Below are 15,619 nucleotides of genomic sequence, written 5' to 3'. Positions count from 1 at the left end.
CTAGCGGCCCCTGTCAAGGACATGATGCACCATATGACGAGATGGACTTCGTTAGCAACGCTTCTATCCGGGAGGATGACATTCAACACCGCCTTCAAAAGCTCTTACGTCTGTCTCGAGACGTCGCACTCCAAGAAGCCACAGTCTTCGCTGTCTTGCACGTTTTGTTAAGAGGTTGCCGCCTCAAATGGACTTGGCGGTGTCAACCCGTCTTGGCGACATTGTCGTCGAGTAGCTCGGTAAAGGCTTCCTGTGGTGTGAAAAGTCCGAGGACGGCTCAGTGCCGGTCGTTTTGATCGACAGCCATGGAGTCCAGATATGGTTTGTGGTTGGTCAATTCGACGTCCTTGCGCAGGTCCTCGCGGATCAGCCTGTTTTTTGTTGTCATCCGACGGTCGCAGCCAGGGTGGATGGTGAGGGCGAGGTGGATCATCAGGTCGTTGACCCTGTCGACGCGATCGTCGGGTAACCAGTTGGCCTCTTTGTCGTCGGTTACCCCGAGCATGATCAGGAACTTACCTCCCTTGCCAACGAATACTTCTCCCTCGCAAGTGCTCGGAATACAGCGATCAGCGGCCTCGCCGGGCCGGTGGTCGACGCTGACCATCTCGACGATCCTCCCGCCCGTAAGTTCCCCAGTGACTTGCATGAATAGCGCTTTGGGTGCTTGGACCGGAGCAGGACTCCGAGCTTTGCAGATTTCTCATTGGCCAAGGCTCGAATCCACCGAATGAAACGTCTCGTGGGACGCGGTGCTGCCATCGGCCGTGGATGACTTGTTCATAGTCTCTGCGCTGGCCTCTGCCGCTTCTAAAACAAAACGGCCCTACAATTCGCCATGGCGTCCTTGACCTGGGCGGATCTTCCCTCGCCCGCGCAGCAAGGACAAGACTCGTCTCGATCTTGCGTGCTTGCGGTGTTTGAGCTGACGGTAGGCAGTACAGTCTCCACTGACAGGCGGGTGGCTGCGGGTCTTCGCCGACGTTCCCGCCAAATTGCCGTGTGGCACCGGTCCCGATGAGCTCTGATTCGCCCATTAGTCTTGCGTGCCTGGATGCCCACAGCGATGTCCGTCCGATCTCAAATACGACAACACCCTGTGCCCCGCCCGACACTCTCCATTCAACCAACTCATGGCTTCGATAGTAAGACACCGCCCTTTGCAGGCGCCCCATTTGGTGAGTATCGACGCCTGTCATATACGTAAGAAAGTAAATAACGGTGCGTGGCGATCTTAAATCAAGGTTTTGTGGCCGCGCCCGAAACGACCGCGACACCCATTGGACGGACGGCTGGCGTAAACTTCCAGTTATAGTGACTTGGCTCACGGAAGGTACACGATCATGCCCCCGCAGTTAATCCCCAACCCGCTTCAGCTACTGGAACGCGCACTGGATCAATGCGGTGAAGTCATCGCCGCCATCTCCTCCAACCAGGCCGAGTGGCCCACCCCGTGCTCCGAATGGAACGTCCAGGACCTCCTGCACCACCTGGTGGTCCAGGACCTCCACAACTTCACCCTGGTGGCGCGCGGCAACAATGTTGACCCTCAGGCGGCCCACGCCACGGTGGGGGCCGACTGGTCGACGAGATTTGCGGACGGTGCCGTCATGTTGATGCGTGCGTGGGCCTCTGCCGATCTCAGCCACCAGGTGGCGCTGCCTGGCGGGGGAGAGGCACCCCTGCGCAGTCGGATAGGCCTGCAAATCGCAGAATTCACAGTCCACTCCTGGGACTTGCTGAAAGCCACCGAGGTGCCCGTTATCCTTGACCCGGCGCTGGCAGACCAGTCCCTGGCCTGGGCCCAGCGGGTGATGAAGCCCGAATACCGCGGGGCGGACAAGTCTTTCGGCCCCGAGGTGCGAGTGTCCATCGCCTCGGACAGCTACGCCCGCCTGGCCGGCTGGTTTGGCCGCAACCCGGGATTTGCCCCGGGCCGCCCGGCGGAATCCGTCACAACCCAGTCCCACAGGTTGCACCGGTAAGTAACCATCTGGTTGCAACTTGCGCCTGTGGTCAGAGACACACCCATAAGTCTGATAGAAAGTAAACATAAGACGAGTGGGTCAGGTCACACAACGTAGTGTGGCCTGTTTCATGAGATCGCTCTGAAAAGAAAGTTTGCCAATGGCTAAGAAAATGTTTGGACTGCGGTCGGTGATCGCCGTTGCCGGCATCTCCGTTCTCGCACTGACTGCATGCACGGGCCCTGCAGGGGGTGGCGGAAGCACCAATGGTGCAGGTGCCGGCACCACCGGCGGGCCCATCATTGTGGGCACCACGGACAAAGTCACCTTCCTTGATCCGGCCGGGTCCTATGACAACGGTTCGTTCATGGTCATGAACCAGATCTACCCATTCTTGCTCAACTCGACACCGGGCAGCGCCGACCCCAAGCCGGACATCGCCGTCTCGGCATCATTCACCTCCCCCACGGAGTACACCGTCAAGCTCAAGCCGGGCCTGAAGTGGGCCAACGGCACCGCTCTGGACTCCGCGGACGTGAAGTTCTCTTTTGACCGCATGCTGAAGATCAACGACCAGAACGGCCCTGCGACCCTTCTCGGCAACCTGGCAAGCGTCAGCGCCCCGGATGCCACCACCGTGGTGTTCAAGCTCAAGCTCGGCAACGACCAGACGTTCCCGCAGGTGCTCACCAGCCCGGCCGCCCCCATCGTTGACAACACGGTGTTCAGCGCCGACAAGGTCACCGATGACGACACCATCATCAAGGGCAAGGCCTTTGCCGGCCAGTTCACCATTGACACGTACAAGAAGAATGAGCTCATCTCGTTCAAGAAGAACCCGGACTACCAGGGCCTGTTGGGCCCGGCCAAGTCGGACGCCGTGACGATGAAGTACTACGCGGATTCCACCAACCTGAAGCTCGATGTGCAAAAGGGCAACATTGACGTGGCCTGGCGCAGCCTGACAGCCACGGACATCGACAGCCTCAAGTCCGACAAGAACGTCCGCGTGGACATTGGGCCAGGTGGCGAAATCCGCTACATTGTCTTCAACTTTGACACCATGCCCTTCGGTGCGAAGACCTCCACACCCGATCCCGCTAAGGCACTCGCCGTCCGTCAGGCCATGGCTGACTCCATTGACCGTGCCGCCATCGCCAGCCAGGTCTACAAGGGCACTTACCTGCCCCTTTACTCCTTCGTTCCGGCTGGCTTCACCGGCGCCACCGAGCCCCTGAAGGCAGACTACGGCGACGGCAACGGTGCCCCGGATGTCGCCAAGGCGAAGAAGACCCTGGCCGACGCCGGCGTAACCGGCCCGGTGACACTGGACCTGCAGTACAACCCCGACCACTACGGCTCCTCCTCGGGCGACGAATACGCCGCCATCAAGGCGCAACTCGAAGCAACCGGCCTGTTCAAGGTCAACCTACAGTCCACGGAATGGGTTTCCTACTCCAAGCAACGCTCGGACAAGGGAGGCGCTTACCCGCTGTACCAGCTGGGCTGGTTCCCGGACTACTCCGACGCCGACAACTACCTGACGCCGTTCTTCAGCAAGGACAACTTCCTGAAGAACCACTACAGCAATGACGCCATCCAGAAGCTGATCAGCGAGCAGTTGGTCACGAACGACCAGGCCAAGCGTACCAAGCTGATTGGGGACATTCAGGCTGCTGAAGCCAAGGACCTGTCCACACTGCCGCTGCTGCAGGGCGCCCAGGTTGCCGTTTCCAACGCAAAGGTCAACGGCACCAAGGACACCTTGGATGCTTCGTTCAAGTTCCGCTTGGGCGTTCTCTCCAAGTAGCACTTGGCTGTGAACACCTAACCATGCACGAAGGCGGGGCCTCCCTTGGATGCCCCGCCTTCTTGCACGAGTCCACTCACTGTGGACAAAACAGCACGGACCGCACCATACTTTTGCTCCCCAGAAATAGGCATACATGACCGCAATGATTGACCTGCCCGAGGCGGAACCCGCCGCGCAGGCACCCGAACGGAAAAAGAAGGCGGGAGGCAGCCTGGGCAAATATCTGCTCATCCGCTTCGCCTTGATTTTCCCCACCATCCTCATTCTCGTCACCATGGTTTTCTTCCTGATGCGCCTGACCGGCGACCCCATCACGGCAGCCCTTGGCGGGCGGCTTTCGTCAGACCAGCTGGCAGTGCGTATCCACGAAGCCGGCTACGACCGGCCCATCTTCGTCCAGTACTTTGAGTACCTGGGCCAGATCGCCACCGGCAACTTTGGCCGCACGATCTCCGACAACCTGGCCATCTCGGACATGCTGGCCACGTACGGCACCGCAACGCTGGAACTGGCTGTCAATTCCCTCATCGTGGCCCTCGCCATCGGCATCCCCTTTGGCATGCTGGCAGCCTACAAGCGCGACAAGTACCAGGACGCCATCCTGCGCGTGCTGGCCATCGCCTTCTACGCCACCCCGGTGTTCTTCGCCGGCCTGCTGCTCAAGCTCGTATTCTCCATCTGGCTGGGCTGGTTCCCTGTGGCCGGACGCGGCAACACCAGCACCGAAATTGCCATGGCGGAACTGACTGCCCCCTCCGGCATCTACTGGCTTGATGCGCTGCGCAGCGGCAATATGACGGCATTCTGGGACGTTGCACAGCACTCGGTGCTTCCCGCTGTGGCCTTGGGCCTGCTGACGGCAGGCATCTTTCTGCGCCTGGTCCGCACCAACGTCATCGGCACGCTCAGCAAGGACTATGTTGAGGCCGGGCGCTCCCGCGGCGTCAGCGAATACCGCCTGCTGACCAAGCACGCCTATAAACCGGCGCTGATCCCCATCATCACTGTCATGGGGCTTCAGATCGCCCTGCTGCTGGGCGGCGCCGTCCTGACCGAGACCACCTTCGAGTGGAAGGGGCTGGGCTTCCAGCTGGCCCATTACCTAACGGCCCGCGACTTCGTGGCCGTGCAGGGCATTGTGGCCCTGCTGGCCGTCATCGTGGCCGTCACCAACTTCATTGTGGACGTCATCGCCGCACTCATCGACCCGAGGGTGAGGTACTAGGCCATGGAGACCAAAAAGTCACTGTTCAGCCGCCTGCCTATTGTTGCCCAGCTCAAAAAGAGCATGGGCCTGCAGCGCGGCATGCTGATCGCCGGCATCGTCATGACCGGCCTTTTCCTGCTGACCGCAGCACTGGCGCCGTTGCTTTCTCCGTACGGCCCAACCCAGCGCTTCAACGAAACCCAGGCGCCGCCGTCGTCCGCCCACCTGTGGGGCACCACGGCGGGCGGCTACGACGTCTTTTCCCGCACCATCTGGGGTACCCAGACTGCCGTGTTGGTGATTGTCGTGGCCGTGGCGCTGTCCATCTTCATCGGCGTGATCCTGGGCCTGCTGTCCGGCTACATTGGCGGGTGGCTGGACCGGATCCTGGTGGTGCTCGCTGACGCGATTTACGCCTTCCCCACCCTGCTGCTGGCCATGGTCATGTCGATTGCCATCAGCAAGGGCCAGTCCAACTTGTGGTCGGGGATTTTCTCCGCGGCGATCTCCATCACCGTGGTGTTCATCCCGCAGTACTTCCGCGTGATCCGGGCCGAGACCATCCGCTTGAAGGCCGAGCCGTTTGTGGAGTCGGCCATTGTGGTGGGTGCCTCCAGCGTGCGCATCATGGCCCGGCACATCTACAAGAACGCCACCCGGACGCTGCCGCTGATCTTCACGCTCAACGCCTCCGAGGCCATCCTGACGCTTGCCGGGCTGGGCTTTTTGGGCTTCGGCATTGAGCCGTCCTCCGCGGCGGAATGGGGCTACGACCTCAACCACGCCCAGAGCGACGCCGCCTCCGGCATTTGGTGGACGGGCGTGTTCCCGGGCGCCGCCATTGTATTGACGGTGCTGGGCCTGACACTGCTGGGCGAATCCATGAATGACCTCAATGACCCGCGGCTGCGCGGGCGCAAGCGTGCCGGGAAAAAGAACGGCCGCAAGAAGAACAAGGAGTTGGTGGACGCATGAGCCGCTCCACACATACCGCCGCCCCGCAGGGTGAAGCCGCGCCGCGGCCGGTGCTGGACGTTGACAACCTCAAGGTCACTTTTGCCACGGATTCCGGTGACGTTTTTGCTGTGAAGGACGTGTCCTTCACAGTGGCGCCCGGTGAGATTGTGGCCATCGTGGGCGAATCCGGCTCCGGCAAGACCGTCACGGCGAAGACTATCCTGGGCCTGCTCCCGGAGACCGCCCAAAGCAGCGGTGCCGTGGTGATCAGCGGCAACGACGTCATTTCCGTCAGCCCACACCAGTTGCGCCAGATCCGCGGCCGCGACGTGGCCATGGTCTTCCAGGAACCCTCCACGGCACTTAACCCGGTGTACACGGTGGGTTGGCAGATCGCCGAGGGCCTGCGGGCGCACCGGCCCGAAGGCAAGCGGGTGGGACGCAAGGAAGCCCGCGGGCTGGCCATTGACGCCCTGCGGAAGGTGGGCATCCCGGAGCCGGAAAAGCGCGTGGACTACTACCCCCACCAGTTCTCCGGCGGGCAGAAGCAGCGCGTGGTCATTGCCGCCGCGCTGGCGCTGAACCCGGGGCTGATTGTGGCGGACGAGCCCACCACGGCCCTGGACGTCACTGTCCAGGCCGAAATCCTGGAACTGCTGCGCGATCTTCGCGACCAGTACGGCACCTCGATTGTGCTCATCACCCACAATATGGGCGTGGTGGCCGACCTGGCCGACCGCGTGGTGGTCATGTTCCAGGGCGACGTGGTGGAGGAGGCCTCCTCCGAGGTGCTCTTTGCCGCGCCCCGGGAGGAGTACACGCAGAAGCTCCTGGCAGCGGTGCCGCACTTGGGCCGCAATTCCGCCTCGGCGGGCTTCACCGAGCGGGCCTTCCAGGACAAGGAGGTGCTGGTGCGGGCCACGGACCTGGAGATTGAGTATCCGGGACGCCTGGGCAGCCCCGCATTCCGCGCCGTGGACAAGGTGTCCTTCACCATTAGCGCCGGCGAGGTGTTTGGCCTGGTGGGGGAGTCCGGTTCGGGCAAGACGACGATTGGCCGGGCCATCGCCGGTCTCAACAGGACCACCGGCGGTTCGCTCCAGGTGCTGGGTTACGAGATGCGCGACTACAAGGAGCGCACCTTCCGCCCGTACCGCAAGGACATCGGCTTCGTGTTCCAGGACCCGGCCGCCTCGTTCAACCCGCACCTGACCATTGGCGAGTGCGTTGCCGAGCCGCTGCTGATCCACACCGACATGCCGCGGCCGGCCGTCACCAAAAAAGTGGAGGAACTGCTCGAATCGGTCCAGCTGCCGCGCGCCTACGCCAAGAGGTTCCCGCACGAGCTCTCCGGCGGGCAGCGCCAGAGGGCGTCGCTGGCCCGGGGCCTGGCACTGAAGCCGAAGCTGCTGATCGCCGATGAGCCGACGTCGGCCCTTGACGTCTCCGTCCAGGCCAAGGTGCTGGAACTGTTCCGGGACATCCAGGCCGAGCTGGGCTTCGCGGCCCTGTTCATCAGCCACGACCTGGCCGTGGTGGACATCCTGGCCGAGTGGGTGGGTGTGCTGCTGAAGGGCAAGATGGTGGAGCAGGGGATCGGCAGCCAGATCATGGGCGACCCGCAGGACATCTACACCAAGCGGCTCCTGGCATCGCTGCCGGTGCCGAACCCGGCCGAACAGGCCGAGCGCCGGGCCGTACACCAGGCGCTGCTCGCCGCAAAGTAGCGGTTTCGCAGGACGTGTTTTAGGTGGTGTGCCGGCGTGGACACAAGTTTTGTCCGCACGGTGCACCACCTAAACTGTTTTCATGACCGAACCGAGCCACGCCCACCTGTCCGTTGAAGACTTTGACCCGGCCGCCAGCTCCCTGACCGGCAGCGTTGACCCGGCCGTCATGGCGGAGCTGCTGTCCATCCGCTCCAGCATTGACAACTTTGACGCCACCCTTGTGTACCTGCTGGCCGAGCGGTTCAAGGCCACCCAGCGGGTGGGCATCCTCAAGGCCAAGCACCAGCTGCCCCCGGCCGACCCCAACCGCGAGAAGGCCCAGATCCAGCGGCTGCGCGCCCTTGCCGAGTCCGCCCACCTGGACCCCGCCTTCGCCGAAAAATTCCTGAACTTCATCATCAGCGAGGTCATCCACCACCACCAGGCCATCTCGGAGAGCCACTCCGCCGTGGCCGCCACCGGCGTGGTCCCCGTGGTGAGCCTGGACGGACAGGGCTTTGTGGGCAGCCCCGAAAGTCTCGCCACGGACGACGGCGGCACGAACCTTTAGTGGGCACCTCACCGAGCAGGCAGTTTCCGGTGGACAAGCACGGTCCGGCAGCCGATCCCCATTTGGGCCCTGCCGAGACCAGTGTCACGGCCGCCATGCTGGGGCCGTGGCCCGGCACCGATCCCGTCGAGGCGGCCAAGGTCTCCCTGGGCCTTTTCACGCCGCCGCACCTGCCGTCGCTGCCGGAGCTGCCGGCGCGCGGGGTGGGGTCGGACGCCGTCGGCCGCACCGCCGGCCTGCTGGTGGAACTGCCCGTGGACGTGCAGCCGTACGGCTGGCGCTTCGTGGACCGTCCCGGCAGTGACCACCGCCGCGCAGTTTCCGCATTGTCCACGGACGTCAACGTTTTGGCGGATGTCGCCGGCGCGGCAGAGCTGGAACTGCCGGAATTGAAGTTGCAGGTTGTGGGGCCGGTTTCGCTGGCGGCTGCCATCCACCTGCACTACGGCGAACGCGCCCTGCGGGACTACGGCGCCCGCCGGGACGTGGCACAGTCGCTTTCCGCCGGGCTTGCGCTGCATGCAGAAAAGGTCCGGGCCGCCGTACCGGGGGCCGCCCTGACGCTCCAGGTGGACGAACCGAGCGTGGCGGCGGCACTGGCGGGCACCATTCCCACGTCCTCCGGCTACCGCACCCTGCGCTCCATTCCTGCCTCGGAGCTGCGCCACACGTGGACGGCGTTTGTCTCATCGGCCCGGGACGCGGGATTCGCGAATGTGGCCCTCAACCTTGCCCCGGCGGTGGAACCCTTCGGGAACCGGCCCGCCGACACCCAGGCTGCCGACACCCAGGCTGCCGAAGGTGCCGCCTGGCGCAAGGCGCTGGAGCTTGCCCTGGAATCCGGGATCGACGCCGTGGCACTGCCGGTGCCCATGCTCGACACCGGCCATTGGGAACAATTGGCGGGCGTGGTCGAGTCCGGAATCGGCTTCTGGGCCGGGACCGTACCCGTCCGCCCGGACCGGGCGCCGGCGTCGTACTCTGCCCTGGTGGAGCGGATCATGAGGCCGTGGCGCGGCCTGGGGCTGGCCGATTCCTCGCTTAACCGGCTCCGCATCACGCCGGAATCCGGCCTTGCCGGTGTCTCCCCGGCGGAGGCGCGGGCCATTGTGAACCGGTCCCTGGAAGTCGCCGCAGCCGTGACCGACCTCCGCAACTCCTGACCCCGACGCTCGGTTGCAATCGGGGCGTTTTCCCGCAACGCTCCCGCACAATATGGGCGTTTTCCCGCAACGCTCCCGCTATCGCTCCGGTGCGCGGGGCACTGGCCGAGGGGAACCGCAGGAGGGTTTGCGAAAAGTGCCCCGATTGCAACCGAGCGTCGGTAGTGAAGGTCGTAGTGGGGGTGGGGTGGGGGTGGGTCAGAGGCGGCCGGCGGCCTTGAGGCGGATGTACATGTCGGCCAGCTCCGGGGGGAGCTCGTGCGGCGGGGCGTCCACCACCTCGGCCCCCAGCTGCTTGATGACGGCCGTGATGGCGGCCCGGCGGTTGAGGGCGTGTTCGGCGGCGGCGGCGCGATAGGCCAGGGTGGACGTGGACCTCTCCAGGCGGGCGGCGTCCAGCGCGGGGTCCCTGACCGAGGCGACCACCACCACGTGCTTGCGGGCCAGCTGTGCCACCAGCGGAATGAGCCCCTCCTCCGCCGCGCCCGCGTCCAGGGACGTCACCAGCACCACCAGAGCACGGTGCGCCGTCACGGCCCGCACCTGGCCCGGCACACCCGCAGCGTCCAGCTCAATCAGCTCCGGCTGCAGCGGCGCCAGCCCCTGCACCATGGCGCCGAGCATGTTGCCCTTGCCCGAGGAGGAAACGCGCGTGCGGACCCGCCGGTCGTAGGCAATGAGGCTGACCCGGTCGCCGCCACGTTCGGCCAGCACCGCGAGCAGCAGGGACGCCTCGATGCCGGTGTCCAGCTGCGGTTCGTCCTCGATCCGGGCCGCGGAGGTGCGCGAGGTGTCCAGCACAATGACCACGCGCCGGTCCCGTTCCGGCCGCCAGGTGCGCACCACCACGTCGCGGCGCCGGGCCGTGGCGCGCCAGTCGATGGAGCGGACGTCGTCACCGCGCACGTAGTCCCGGAGCGAATCAAATTCGGTGCCGGCGCCGCGGATTTGCACCGCTGCCTTGCCGTCCAGCTCACGGAGCTTGCGCAGCTTGGACGGCAGGTGGCGCTTGGAATTGAACGGCGGCAGCACCCGCAGCGTTCCCGGGGCCGTAATGGTGGCTTGCCGTGCCGCCATGCCCAGCGGGCCAAAGGAGCGGATCGTGACATGTTCGGCCCGCAGGTCACCCCGCCGGACAGGCAGCAGTGAGACCGTCACGGACCTCCGTTCCCCGGCCGGGATCCGTATGTCCTGGACGGCATTGGCGGCCCCGGCGGAGGGCTGCCAGCCGTCCCTCACCCGGCCCCGCAGCAGCCGCGGCGAATGGTTCGCCAGCCGGAGCACCGCCGTCGTGCCTTCACTCAGGCGCACGCCCGCGGGTAGTTCGCGGCGAAGGGACACACTTCGCGGGGAGGCCGCGAAAAGCAGGTCCGCCACCAGCACCAGCAGCAGCACGGTGAGCGCGAGCAGCCACGTGGCGGCCGCGGGCACGGCAATGATGGGCACCACCGCCAGCAGTGCCAGGAGGAAAAACCTGCCGGAAATCGCCATGGGCTAGCGCGGCACCGGGACCGTGGCCAGGATGGACATCAGGATGCCGTCCACGGCCACCCCGTCCATTTCGGCCTCGGGGCGCAGGGCCACGCGGTGGCGCAGCGCCGGGAGCGCCAGCGCCTTGACGTCGTCGGGGGTGACAAAGCTGCGCCCGCACAGCCACGCGTAGGCGCGCGCGCACTTGAGCAGGGCTGTGGCGCCGCGGGGCGAAACGCCCAGCTGGAACGACGGCGCCTGCCGGGTGGCGCGCGCAATGTCCACAATGTAGGCCAAGACTTCGGCGGCAACGTCCACGCGCGACACGGCCGCGCGGGCCTGCGCCAAGTCCGAGGCACCGGCCACGGACCTGACCCCCGCGGCGCGCAGGTCCTGCGGGTCGAAGCCCAGGCTGTGCCGGCGGATCACCTCAATTTCCTCATCGCGGGCAGGCAATTCCATGGTCAGCTTCAGCAGGAAGCGGTCCAGCTGGGCCTCCGGCAGGGGGTAGGTGCCTTCGTATTCCACGGGGTTTTGCGTGGCGGCCACCATGAACGGCGCGGGCAGCTTCCGGGAGACGCCGTCCACGGAGACCTGGTGTTCCTCCATGGCCTCCAGCAGCGAGGCCTGCGTCTTGGGCGGCGTCCTGTTAATTTCATCGGCCAGCAGGATGTTCGTGAACACGGGGCCCTCGCGGAAGGTGAATTCCGAGGTGTGGGAGTCGTACACCAGGGAGCCGGTGACGTCGCCGGGCATCAGGTCGGGCGTGAACTGCACCCGCTTGGTGTCCAGGCTCAGCGCCTGCGACAGGGCCCGCACCAGCAGTGTCTTGGCCACGCCGGGCACGCCCTCCAGCAGCACATGCCCGCCGGCCAGCAGCGCAATCATCATCCCCGTCACCGTGGAGTCCTGTCCGACGACGGCCTTGGCCACCTCGGCGCGGACCTGCAGCAGGGCGGCGGCCGGGCCCGACGGCGGCGCCTGGGTTGGCGCTGCGGGTGCCGGTGCAGGTTGTGCAGCCGGCATTGCAGGGGCCGCCTGGGGCGCCGCGGGCTGGACGCCGGGTCCGTCCGGGTACTGCTGGGCGGGGGAGGGGGCGTCCGGGTAGGGTGTGCTCATCGTTGCGCGATTTCTTCCTCTAGGGCAGCCAGTTGAGCAGCCATGGTTAACATCTCTTGTTCGTTGCGGGGGCTGGACAGGACCAGCAGCCCGGCCAGCTCCTGGCGTGGGCGCCCGGTGTGGGCGGCGGCCGCGTCCACAACGGCCGCCGGCTCGGCGGACGCGCCCAGGCGAAGTTCCCGGGCCAGCCGTGTCAGCGTGGCGTGCTGGAGGGTGCGTGCCGCAGTGTCAACAGCTTTGGCGTCCTGGTAGAGCCGTGCCCGCCCCGTGACGGTTTCGGAGGCCTTGACCAGCACCGGCAGGGGTTCAGTGACCAGGGGGCCGGTGCGCCGGCCGCGCCAGAACATGCCCACCACGGCTACCACCAGCAGCCAGGCCGACGCCGGCAGGATCCACTGGGGCGTCAGCTCGGCCAGGCTGGGCGGCTGCGCGGCGACGGGAACGTCCTTCAGCGTGGGCGTGTACCAGAGCAGCTTGTCCCGGCTGCCGAGCAGGCGGAACACCAGGGCGGCATTTCCCTGGCTGGCCAGGGCCTGGTTGCTCACCACGCCGGGATCGCCCAGGACAGCCACATCGGCGGCCGCATTAAGGGCCAGGATGCCAGGCGCCCCCGGCTTGCCACTGGGCGCAAAGCAGGTTTCCGTCCCCGTGTAGATGCGGATGGGGGACGTGCCGGACCCGCCGGAGAATCCCTGCACGGCCGGGGAGCCCAGGAATGCGGCGGCCTGGGCATCCGGATTGGCACAGTTCGCCGCGACGGCCGGGCCGCCGGCGGCAACGGAACCGGCGCTGTTGATGTCCGGGCTCAGGCGTTTGGCCGCCAGGGGCCCGGGTGCGACGGCCACCAGCTTTGCCCCTGAATCGGCGGCCGACCCGGCGAGGCGGGCCACCTGCTCGGGCTTGAGCAGTGAATTTGGGTCGTACAGCAGCACCGTGCTGGAGCCCGGGCCGTTGGCCTCAAGCGCGTCCAGTGTGGCGGCCAGCGAGTCAGTGGCTGAAACGGTGACGCCATGGTTGCGCAACACGGTGGCGGCGGCCTGCCCGCCGGACGGGGCCGGGTTCGTAACAGCGAGGGGGCCGGCCGCCTGCCCGCCGGAGGTGCCCACCACCAGGCCAACCACCGTCACGGCCACAAAAAGAGTGCCGGCCAGGAGCCAAAATCGGTGCTTGCGCCAACCGGCACGAAACCGCTCGGCCGGAGTGCCGCCGTCGGCCGTGAAAACGCCGGCGCCGGACTGCGCCTGGTCCGCCCGCGTGCTCACAGTGCCGCCAGTCCGTCGGCGTACACGGGGGCCGAGGCGGCCAGGTCCCTGTCCACGGCCACCAGCTCCTGGTACATGGAGGCGTGGGGTTCGGCATGGCCGTACCGGACTTCGTTGAAGGTTCCGGCGGCGCGGGAAAGGGCCGGGCCGTGGGCCGGAAACGCCCGTTCGAGGTCAGCCGCCACCTCGGCCGCTGTCCGTCCGGGCGACGGCGGGCACACCCCGCGTTCCTCACCCGCACGCACCATGGCGCGGAATTGTTCGCTCACGGCCGTGCCGAAATCGCCACGCGACGCGGCGGACGCGGCCAGTTCCCGGTGCTGGGCGGCCGTGAGCGCCGCCGCACCCGCAAAGATGTCCCGCGCAGCGCGCTTCCGCCGGTTGAGCCGCGGCCGGACAATGACGACGGCGGCAATCGCCGCCACCAGTGCCAGGCCGACAAGCAGCAACAGGGCGGCATCCCCGTGCACGGAACCCATGCCGTTCAGGAAGTCGCCCAGCGCCTGTTTCAGCCAGCCGAGGATGGTCTGTGCCAGGCCGGGCTTGGCATCCTGGTACACCTTTTTGGCGAGTTCCTCCTGCGCCCAGCGGCGCGCCTCATCCGCCCCCGGGGTGACGGGGACATCCACGACGGCGGCGTACGGGGCCAGGGCGGAAAAAATCATGCGGGGTGCGCCTACAAGCCCTGGTACGGAGGCTGGTTCGGCGGCTGGTTCGGTTGGTATGGCGGCTGTGGATACTGGGCCGGGGGATATTGGGCTGGCGGATACATCCCGGCCGGGTAATCGCTGGGCCACACCGTGGGTTGCTCCGGCTGGGCGGGTGCCTGGGGGCCGGGTGCCTGAGGGTCTGGCGCCTGCTGTCCGGGCCACTGCTGTCCGGGCCACTGCTGCGCGGGCGCCTGAGGGCCGGGTACTTCCTGTCCGGGCCACTGTTGGGGCCACTGGCCGCCTGGGGCGGACGGGCCGCCGGGCGCACCGTACCCTGTCCCCGCGTAAGGCACACCGGTCGGGGCCCCTTGCACGGCGCCTGCCGGGACCGTCCAATCGCGGCCGGGGATCCCGCCGTCGTCCGTGCCTGATTCCGACTCCTTGAGCAGCGCCAGCCCAAAGCCGTCCCGGCGCATCCGCAGGTCCACATAGATCAGGGCCATCACGCCGCTTTGGAAGGCCATGGTGATGGCCCCCACCAGGGCGCCGACGAACGCGGAGATGCCCTGGACAATCAGGGTGGTGGTGAGCAGCTGGTCGGGAGTGGGGTTGGGCGCCATGACGGGAGTGAGCATGCCGAGGATGATGCCGACTGGCGCGGTGACAACGCCGCCAATGAAGGAGGCAATGATGGCGGCCAGCGCCGTGATGCCGAAGGTGCGCCACCAGTTGTGGGACGTCAGCCGCCAGGAACGCCTTACCGCGGCAAAGGCCGGCAGGTTCTCGCTGACGATGGCGGCCGGAGCCAGGATCACCTTGACGCTGACCCACACGGCAGCGGCCACAAACGGCAGGCTCAGCAGGACGCCCAGCCCCAGCGCCTGAAGGGGGCCTGTTTCGCTGTTCATGTTGACCACCCCGAGCACAAGGGCCACGAGCAGGCCGATGTAGATTCCGACGGCGACGGTGGCCACCACGGCGTACATCAGGGCAAGCAGGAGCAGCGATCCGACGCGCGGACGGGCCAGCCGCCACATCTGGCCAAATCCGGTCTTGCGGTTGAGCACTGCCCGCATCACGGGAATCACCAGTGCCCCCTCAAGCACCATCTGGGCCAGCGCTGTCACGAAGGAAACCGCAATCAGCCCCGCAATTGTTCCGATTCCGGTGGTGAGGAGCGAATCGAGTTGCTCAGGGGTTGGCCCGCCCGAGGACGAGCCGGTGAAGAAGCTGCCGTCCATCAGGCGCAGGCCCAATTGGCCAAAGCCAAAGGCAATGATCAGCAGGGACAGCGCGGCGGAGATGGCTTGGAATATCAGGGCGGAGCCAAACATGGCCTTCCCGTTGCGGCGCGCTGCCTGGAACGCCCCGTCAAGGACCTCGCCCAGGCGGAGGGGGCGCAGCGGGATGACGCCCGGCTTCGGCGGTGCCACATACTGCCCGTACCCTGGCTGCTGGTATCCCGGCTGCCCGTAGCCCTGGGGCTGCGCGTACTGGCCCCATTGCGGCTGCGGCGGCTGTGCCGGCGGCTGCTGGGGCGCGTACTGCCCCCACTGCGGCTGCGGCTGCTGCCCTGGCGGTTGCTGCGGCTCCTGCGGTTCCTGCGTCATGGTGCTCCCCTGAGTGTGTCCCCCGTCAAGTGGGCCGCTGCCCAACGGGTCCCGGACCGCCCGGCGCTTAAGGGCCGGGGCGGACCGGGCGCCGGTGGCGGCGTCCTTGTACAAACCCTAT

13 protein-coding genes are annotated in these 15,619 nt (G+C 66.4%); 7 read left to right on the top strand and 6 right to left on the bottom strand.

Annotation, left to right across the window (positions count from 1 at the left end; genetic code table 11):
• Positions 1–277: 277 nt before the first annotated feature.
• Positions 278–607: a hypothetical protein gene (locus G6N77_RS10720; RefSeq protein WP_165182153.1), complete on the bottom strand. Its 330-nt coding sequence runs from the start codon at positions 605–607 to the stop codon at positions 278–280.
• A gap of 736 nt (positions 608–1,343) precedes the next feature.
• Between G6N77_RS10720 and G6N77_RS10715 the strand changes: the two genes are divergently transcribed.
• From G6N77_RS10715 to G6N77_RS10685, 7 genes are all read left to right on the top strand, one after another.
• On the top strand, positions 1,344–1,985 hold the full coding sequence (locus tag G6N77_RS10715; protein WP_165182152.1) for a TIGR03086 family metal-binding protein: 642 nt from the start codon (positions 1,344–1,346) through the stop codon (positions 1,983–1,985).
• Between the two features lie 142 nt (positions 1,986–2,127).
• Positions 2,128–3,777 (top strand): ABC transporter substrate-binding protein, encoded by a 1,650-nt coding sequence (locus G6N77_RS10710; RefSeq protein WP_165182151.1) that lies wholly within the window; start codon positions 2,128–2,130, stop codon positions 3,775–3,777.
• A 136-nt stretch (positions 3,778–3,913) separates the two neighbouring features.
• Positions 3,914–5,005, top strand: a complete 1,092-nt coding sequence (locus tag G6N77_RS10705) for an ABC transporter permease (RefSeq protein WP_165182150.1) — start codon at positions 3,914–3,916, stop codon at positions 5,003–5,005.
• 3 nt (positions 5,006–5,008) lie between these two features.
• Complete coding sequence (locus G6N77_RS10700; RefSeq protein WP_165182149.1) at positions 5,009–5,962, top strand: ABC transporter permease; 954 nt, start codon at positions 5,009–5,011, stop codon at positions 5,960–5,962.
• Positions 5,959–7,671, top strand: a complete 1,713-nt coding sequence (locus G6N77_RS10695; protein ID WP_165182148.1) for a dipeptide ABC transporter ATP-binding protein — start codon at positions 5,959–5,961, stop codon at positions 7,669–7,671. The genes G6N77_RS10700 and G6N77_RS10695 overlap by 4 nt, the downstream gene beginning before the upstream one ends.
• Positions 7,672–7,753: 82 nt before the next feature.
• Positions 7,754–8,224, top strand: a complete 471-nt coding sequence (locus G6N77_RS10690; protein ID WP_165182147.1) for a chorismate mutase — start codon at positions 7,754–7,756, stop codon at positions 8,222–8,224.
• 29 nt (positions 8,225–8,253) lie between these two features.
• On the top strand, positions 8,254–9,387 hold the full coding sequence (locus G6N77_RS10685) for a uroporphyrinogen decarboxylase/cobalamine-independent methonine synthase family protein (protein ID WP_306987070.1): 1,134 nt from the start codon (positions 8,254–8,256) through the stop codon (positions 9,385–9,387).
• 198 nt (positions 9,388–9,585) lie between these two features.
• Here G6N77_RS10685 and G6N77_RS10680 read toward each other — a convergent pair whose 3' ends face one another.
• The 5 genes from G6N77_RS10680 to G6N77_RS10660 all read right to left on the bottom strand — a co-directional run bounded on the left by G6N77_RS10680 (position 9,586) and on the right by G6N77_RS10660 (position 15,498).
• The gene (locus G6N77_RS10680; protein WP_165182146.1) at positions 9,586–10,878 is read right to left on the bottom strand and encodes a DUF58 domain-containing protein; all 1,293 of its coding nucleotides are present in this window, start codon (positions 10,876–10,878) and stop codon (positions 9,586–9,588) included.
• 3 nt (positions 10,879–10,881) lie between these two features.
• Positions 10,882–11,883, bottom strand: coding sequence for an AAA family ATPase (locus tag G6N77_RS10675; protein WP_165182162.1), 1,002 nt, complete (start codon positions 11,881–11,883; stop codon positions 10,882–10,884).
• Between the two features lie 89 nt (positions 11,884–11,972).
• A complete protein-coding gene (locus G6N77_RS10670; RefSeq protein WP_165182145.1) occupies positions 11,973–13,238 on the bottom strand; it encodes a DUF4350 domain-containing protein in 1,266 nt (421 codons plus the stop codon).
• On the bottom strand, positions 13,235–13,903 hold the full coding sequence (locus tag G6N77_RS10665) for a DUF4129 domain-containing protein (RefSeq protein ID WP_165182144.1): 669 nt from the start codon (positions 13,901–13,903) through the stop codon (positions 13,235–13,237). Before G6N77_RS10665 ends, G6N77_RS10670 begins: the two co-directional genes overlap by 4 nt.
• A gap of 11 nt (positions 13,904–13,914) precedes the next feature.
• Positions 13,915–15,498 (bottom strand): DUF7847 domain-containing protein, encoded by a 1,584-nt coding sequence (locus G6N77_RS10660; RefSeq protein WP_165182143.1) that lies wholly within the window; start codon positions 15,496–15,498, stop codon positions 13,915–13,917.
• Positions 15,499–15,619 lie beyond the last annotated feature (121 nt).

Source organism: Arthrobacter silviterrae (genome assembly GCF_011045165.1).
GTDB lineage: Bacteria > Actinomycetota > Actinomycetes > Actinomycetales > Micrococcaceae > Specibacter > Specibacter silviterrae.
This window is presented reverse-complemented; position numbering and strand designations above follow the sequence as displayed.

Excerpts from the sequence above, each read along its gene's own strand:
- G6N77_RS10695 (WP_165182148.1), top strand. The coding sequence starts at position 5,959 with ATGAGCCGCTCCACACATACCGCCGCCCCGCAGGGTGAAGCCGCGCCG.
- G6N77_RS10700 (WP_165182149.1), top strand. The coding sequence starts at position 5,009 with ATGGAGACCAAAAAGTCACTGTTCAGCCGCCTGCCTATTGTTGCCCAG.
- G6N77_RS10665 (WP_165182144.1), bottom strand. The coding sequence starts at position 13,903 with ATGATTTTTTCCGCCCTGGCCCCGTACGCCGCCGTCGTGGATGTCCCC.
- G6N77_RS10710 (WP_165182151.1), top strand. The coding sequence starts at position 2,128 with ATGGCTAAGAAAATGTTTGGACTGCGGTCGGTGATCGCCGTTGCCGGC.
- G6N77_RS10715 (WP_165182152.1), top strand. The coding sequence starts at position 1,344 with ATGCCCCCGCAGTTAATCCCCAACCCGCTTCAGCTACTGGAACGCGCA.
- G6N77_RS10680 (WP_165182146.1), bottom strand. The coding sequence starts at position 10,878 with ATGGCGATTTCCGGCAGGTTTTTCCTCCTGGCACTGCTGGCGGTGGTG.
- G6N77_RS10660 (WP_165182143.1), bottom strand. The coding sequence starts at position 15,498 with ATGACGCAGGAACCGCAGGAGCCGCAGCAACCGCCAGGGCAGCAGCCG.
- G6N77_RS10675 (WP_165182162.1), bottom strand. The coding sequence starts at position 11,883 with ATGCCGGCTGCACAACCTGCACCGGCACCCGCAGCGCCAACCCAGGCG.
- G6N77_RS10720 (WP_165182153.1), bottom strand. The coding sequence starts at position 607 with ATGGTCAGCGTCGACCACCGGCCCGGCGAGGCCGCTGATCGCTGTATT.
- G6N77_RS10690 (WP_165182147.1), top strand. The coding sequence starts at position 7,754 with ATGACCGAACCGAGCCACGCCCACCTGTCCGTTGAAGACTTTGACCCG.
- G6N77_RS10705 (WP_165182150.1), top strand. The coding sequence starts at position 3,914 with ATGACCGCAATGATTGACCTGCCCGAGGCGGAACCCGCCGCGCAGGCA.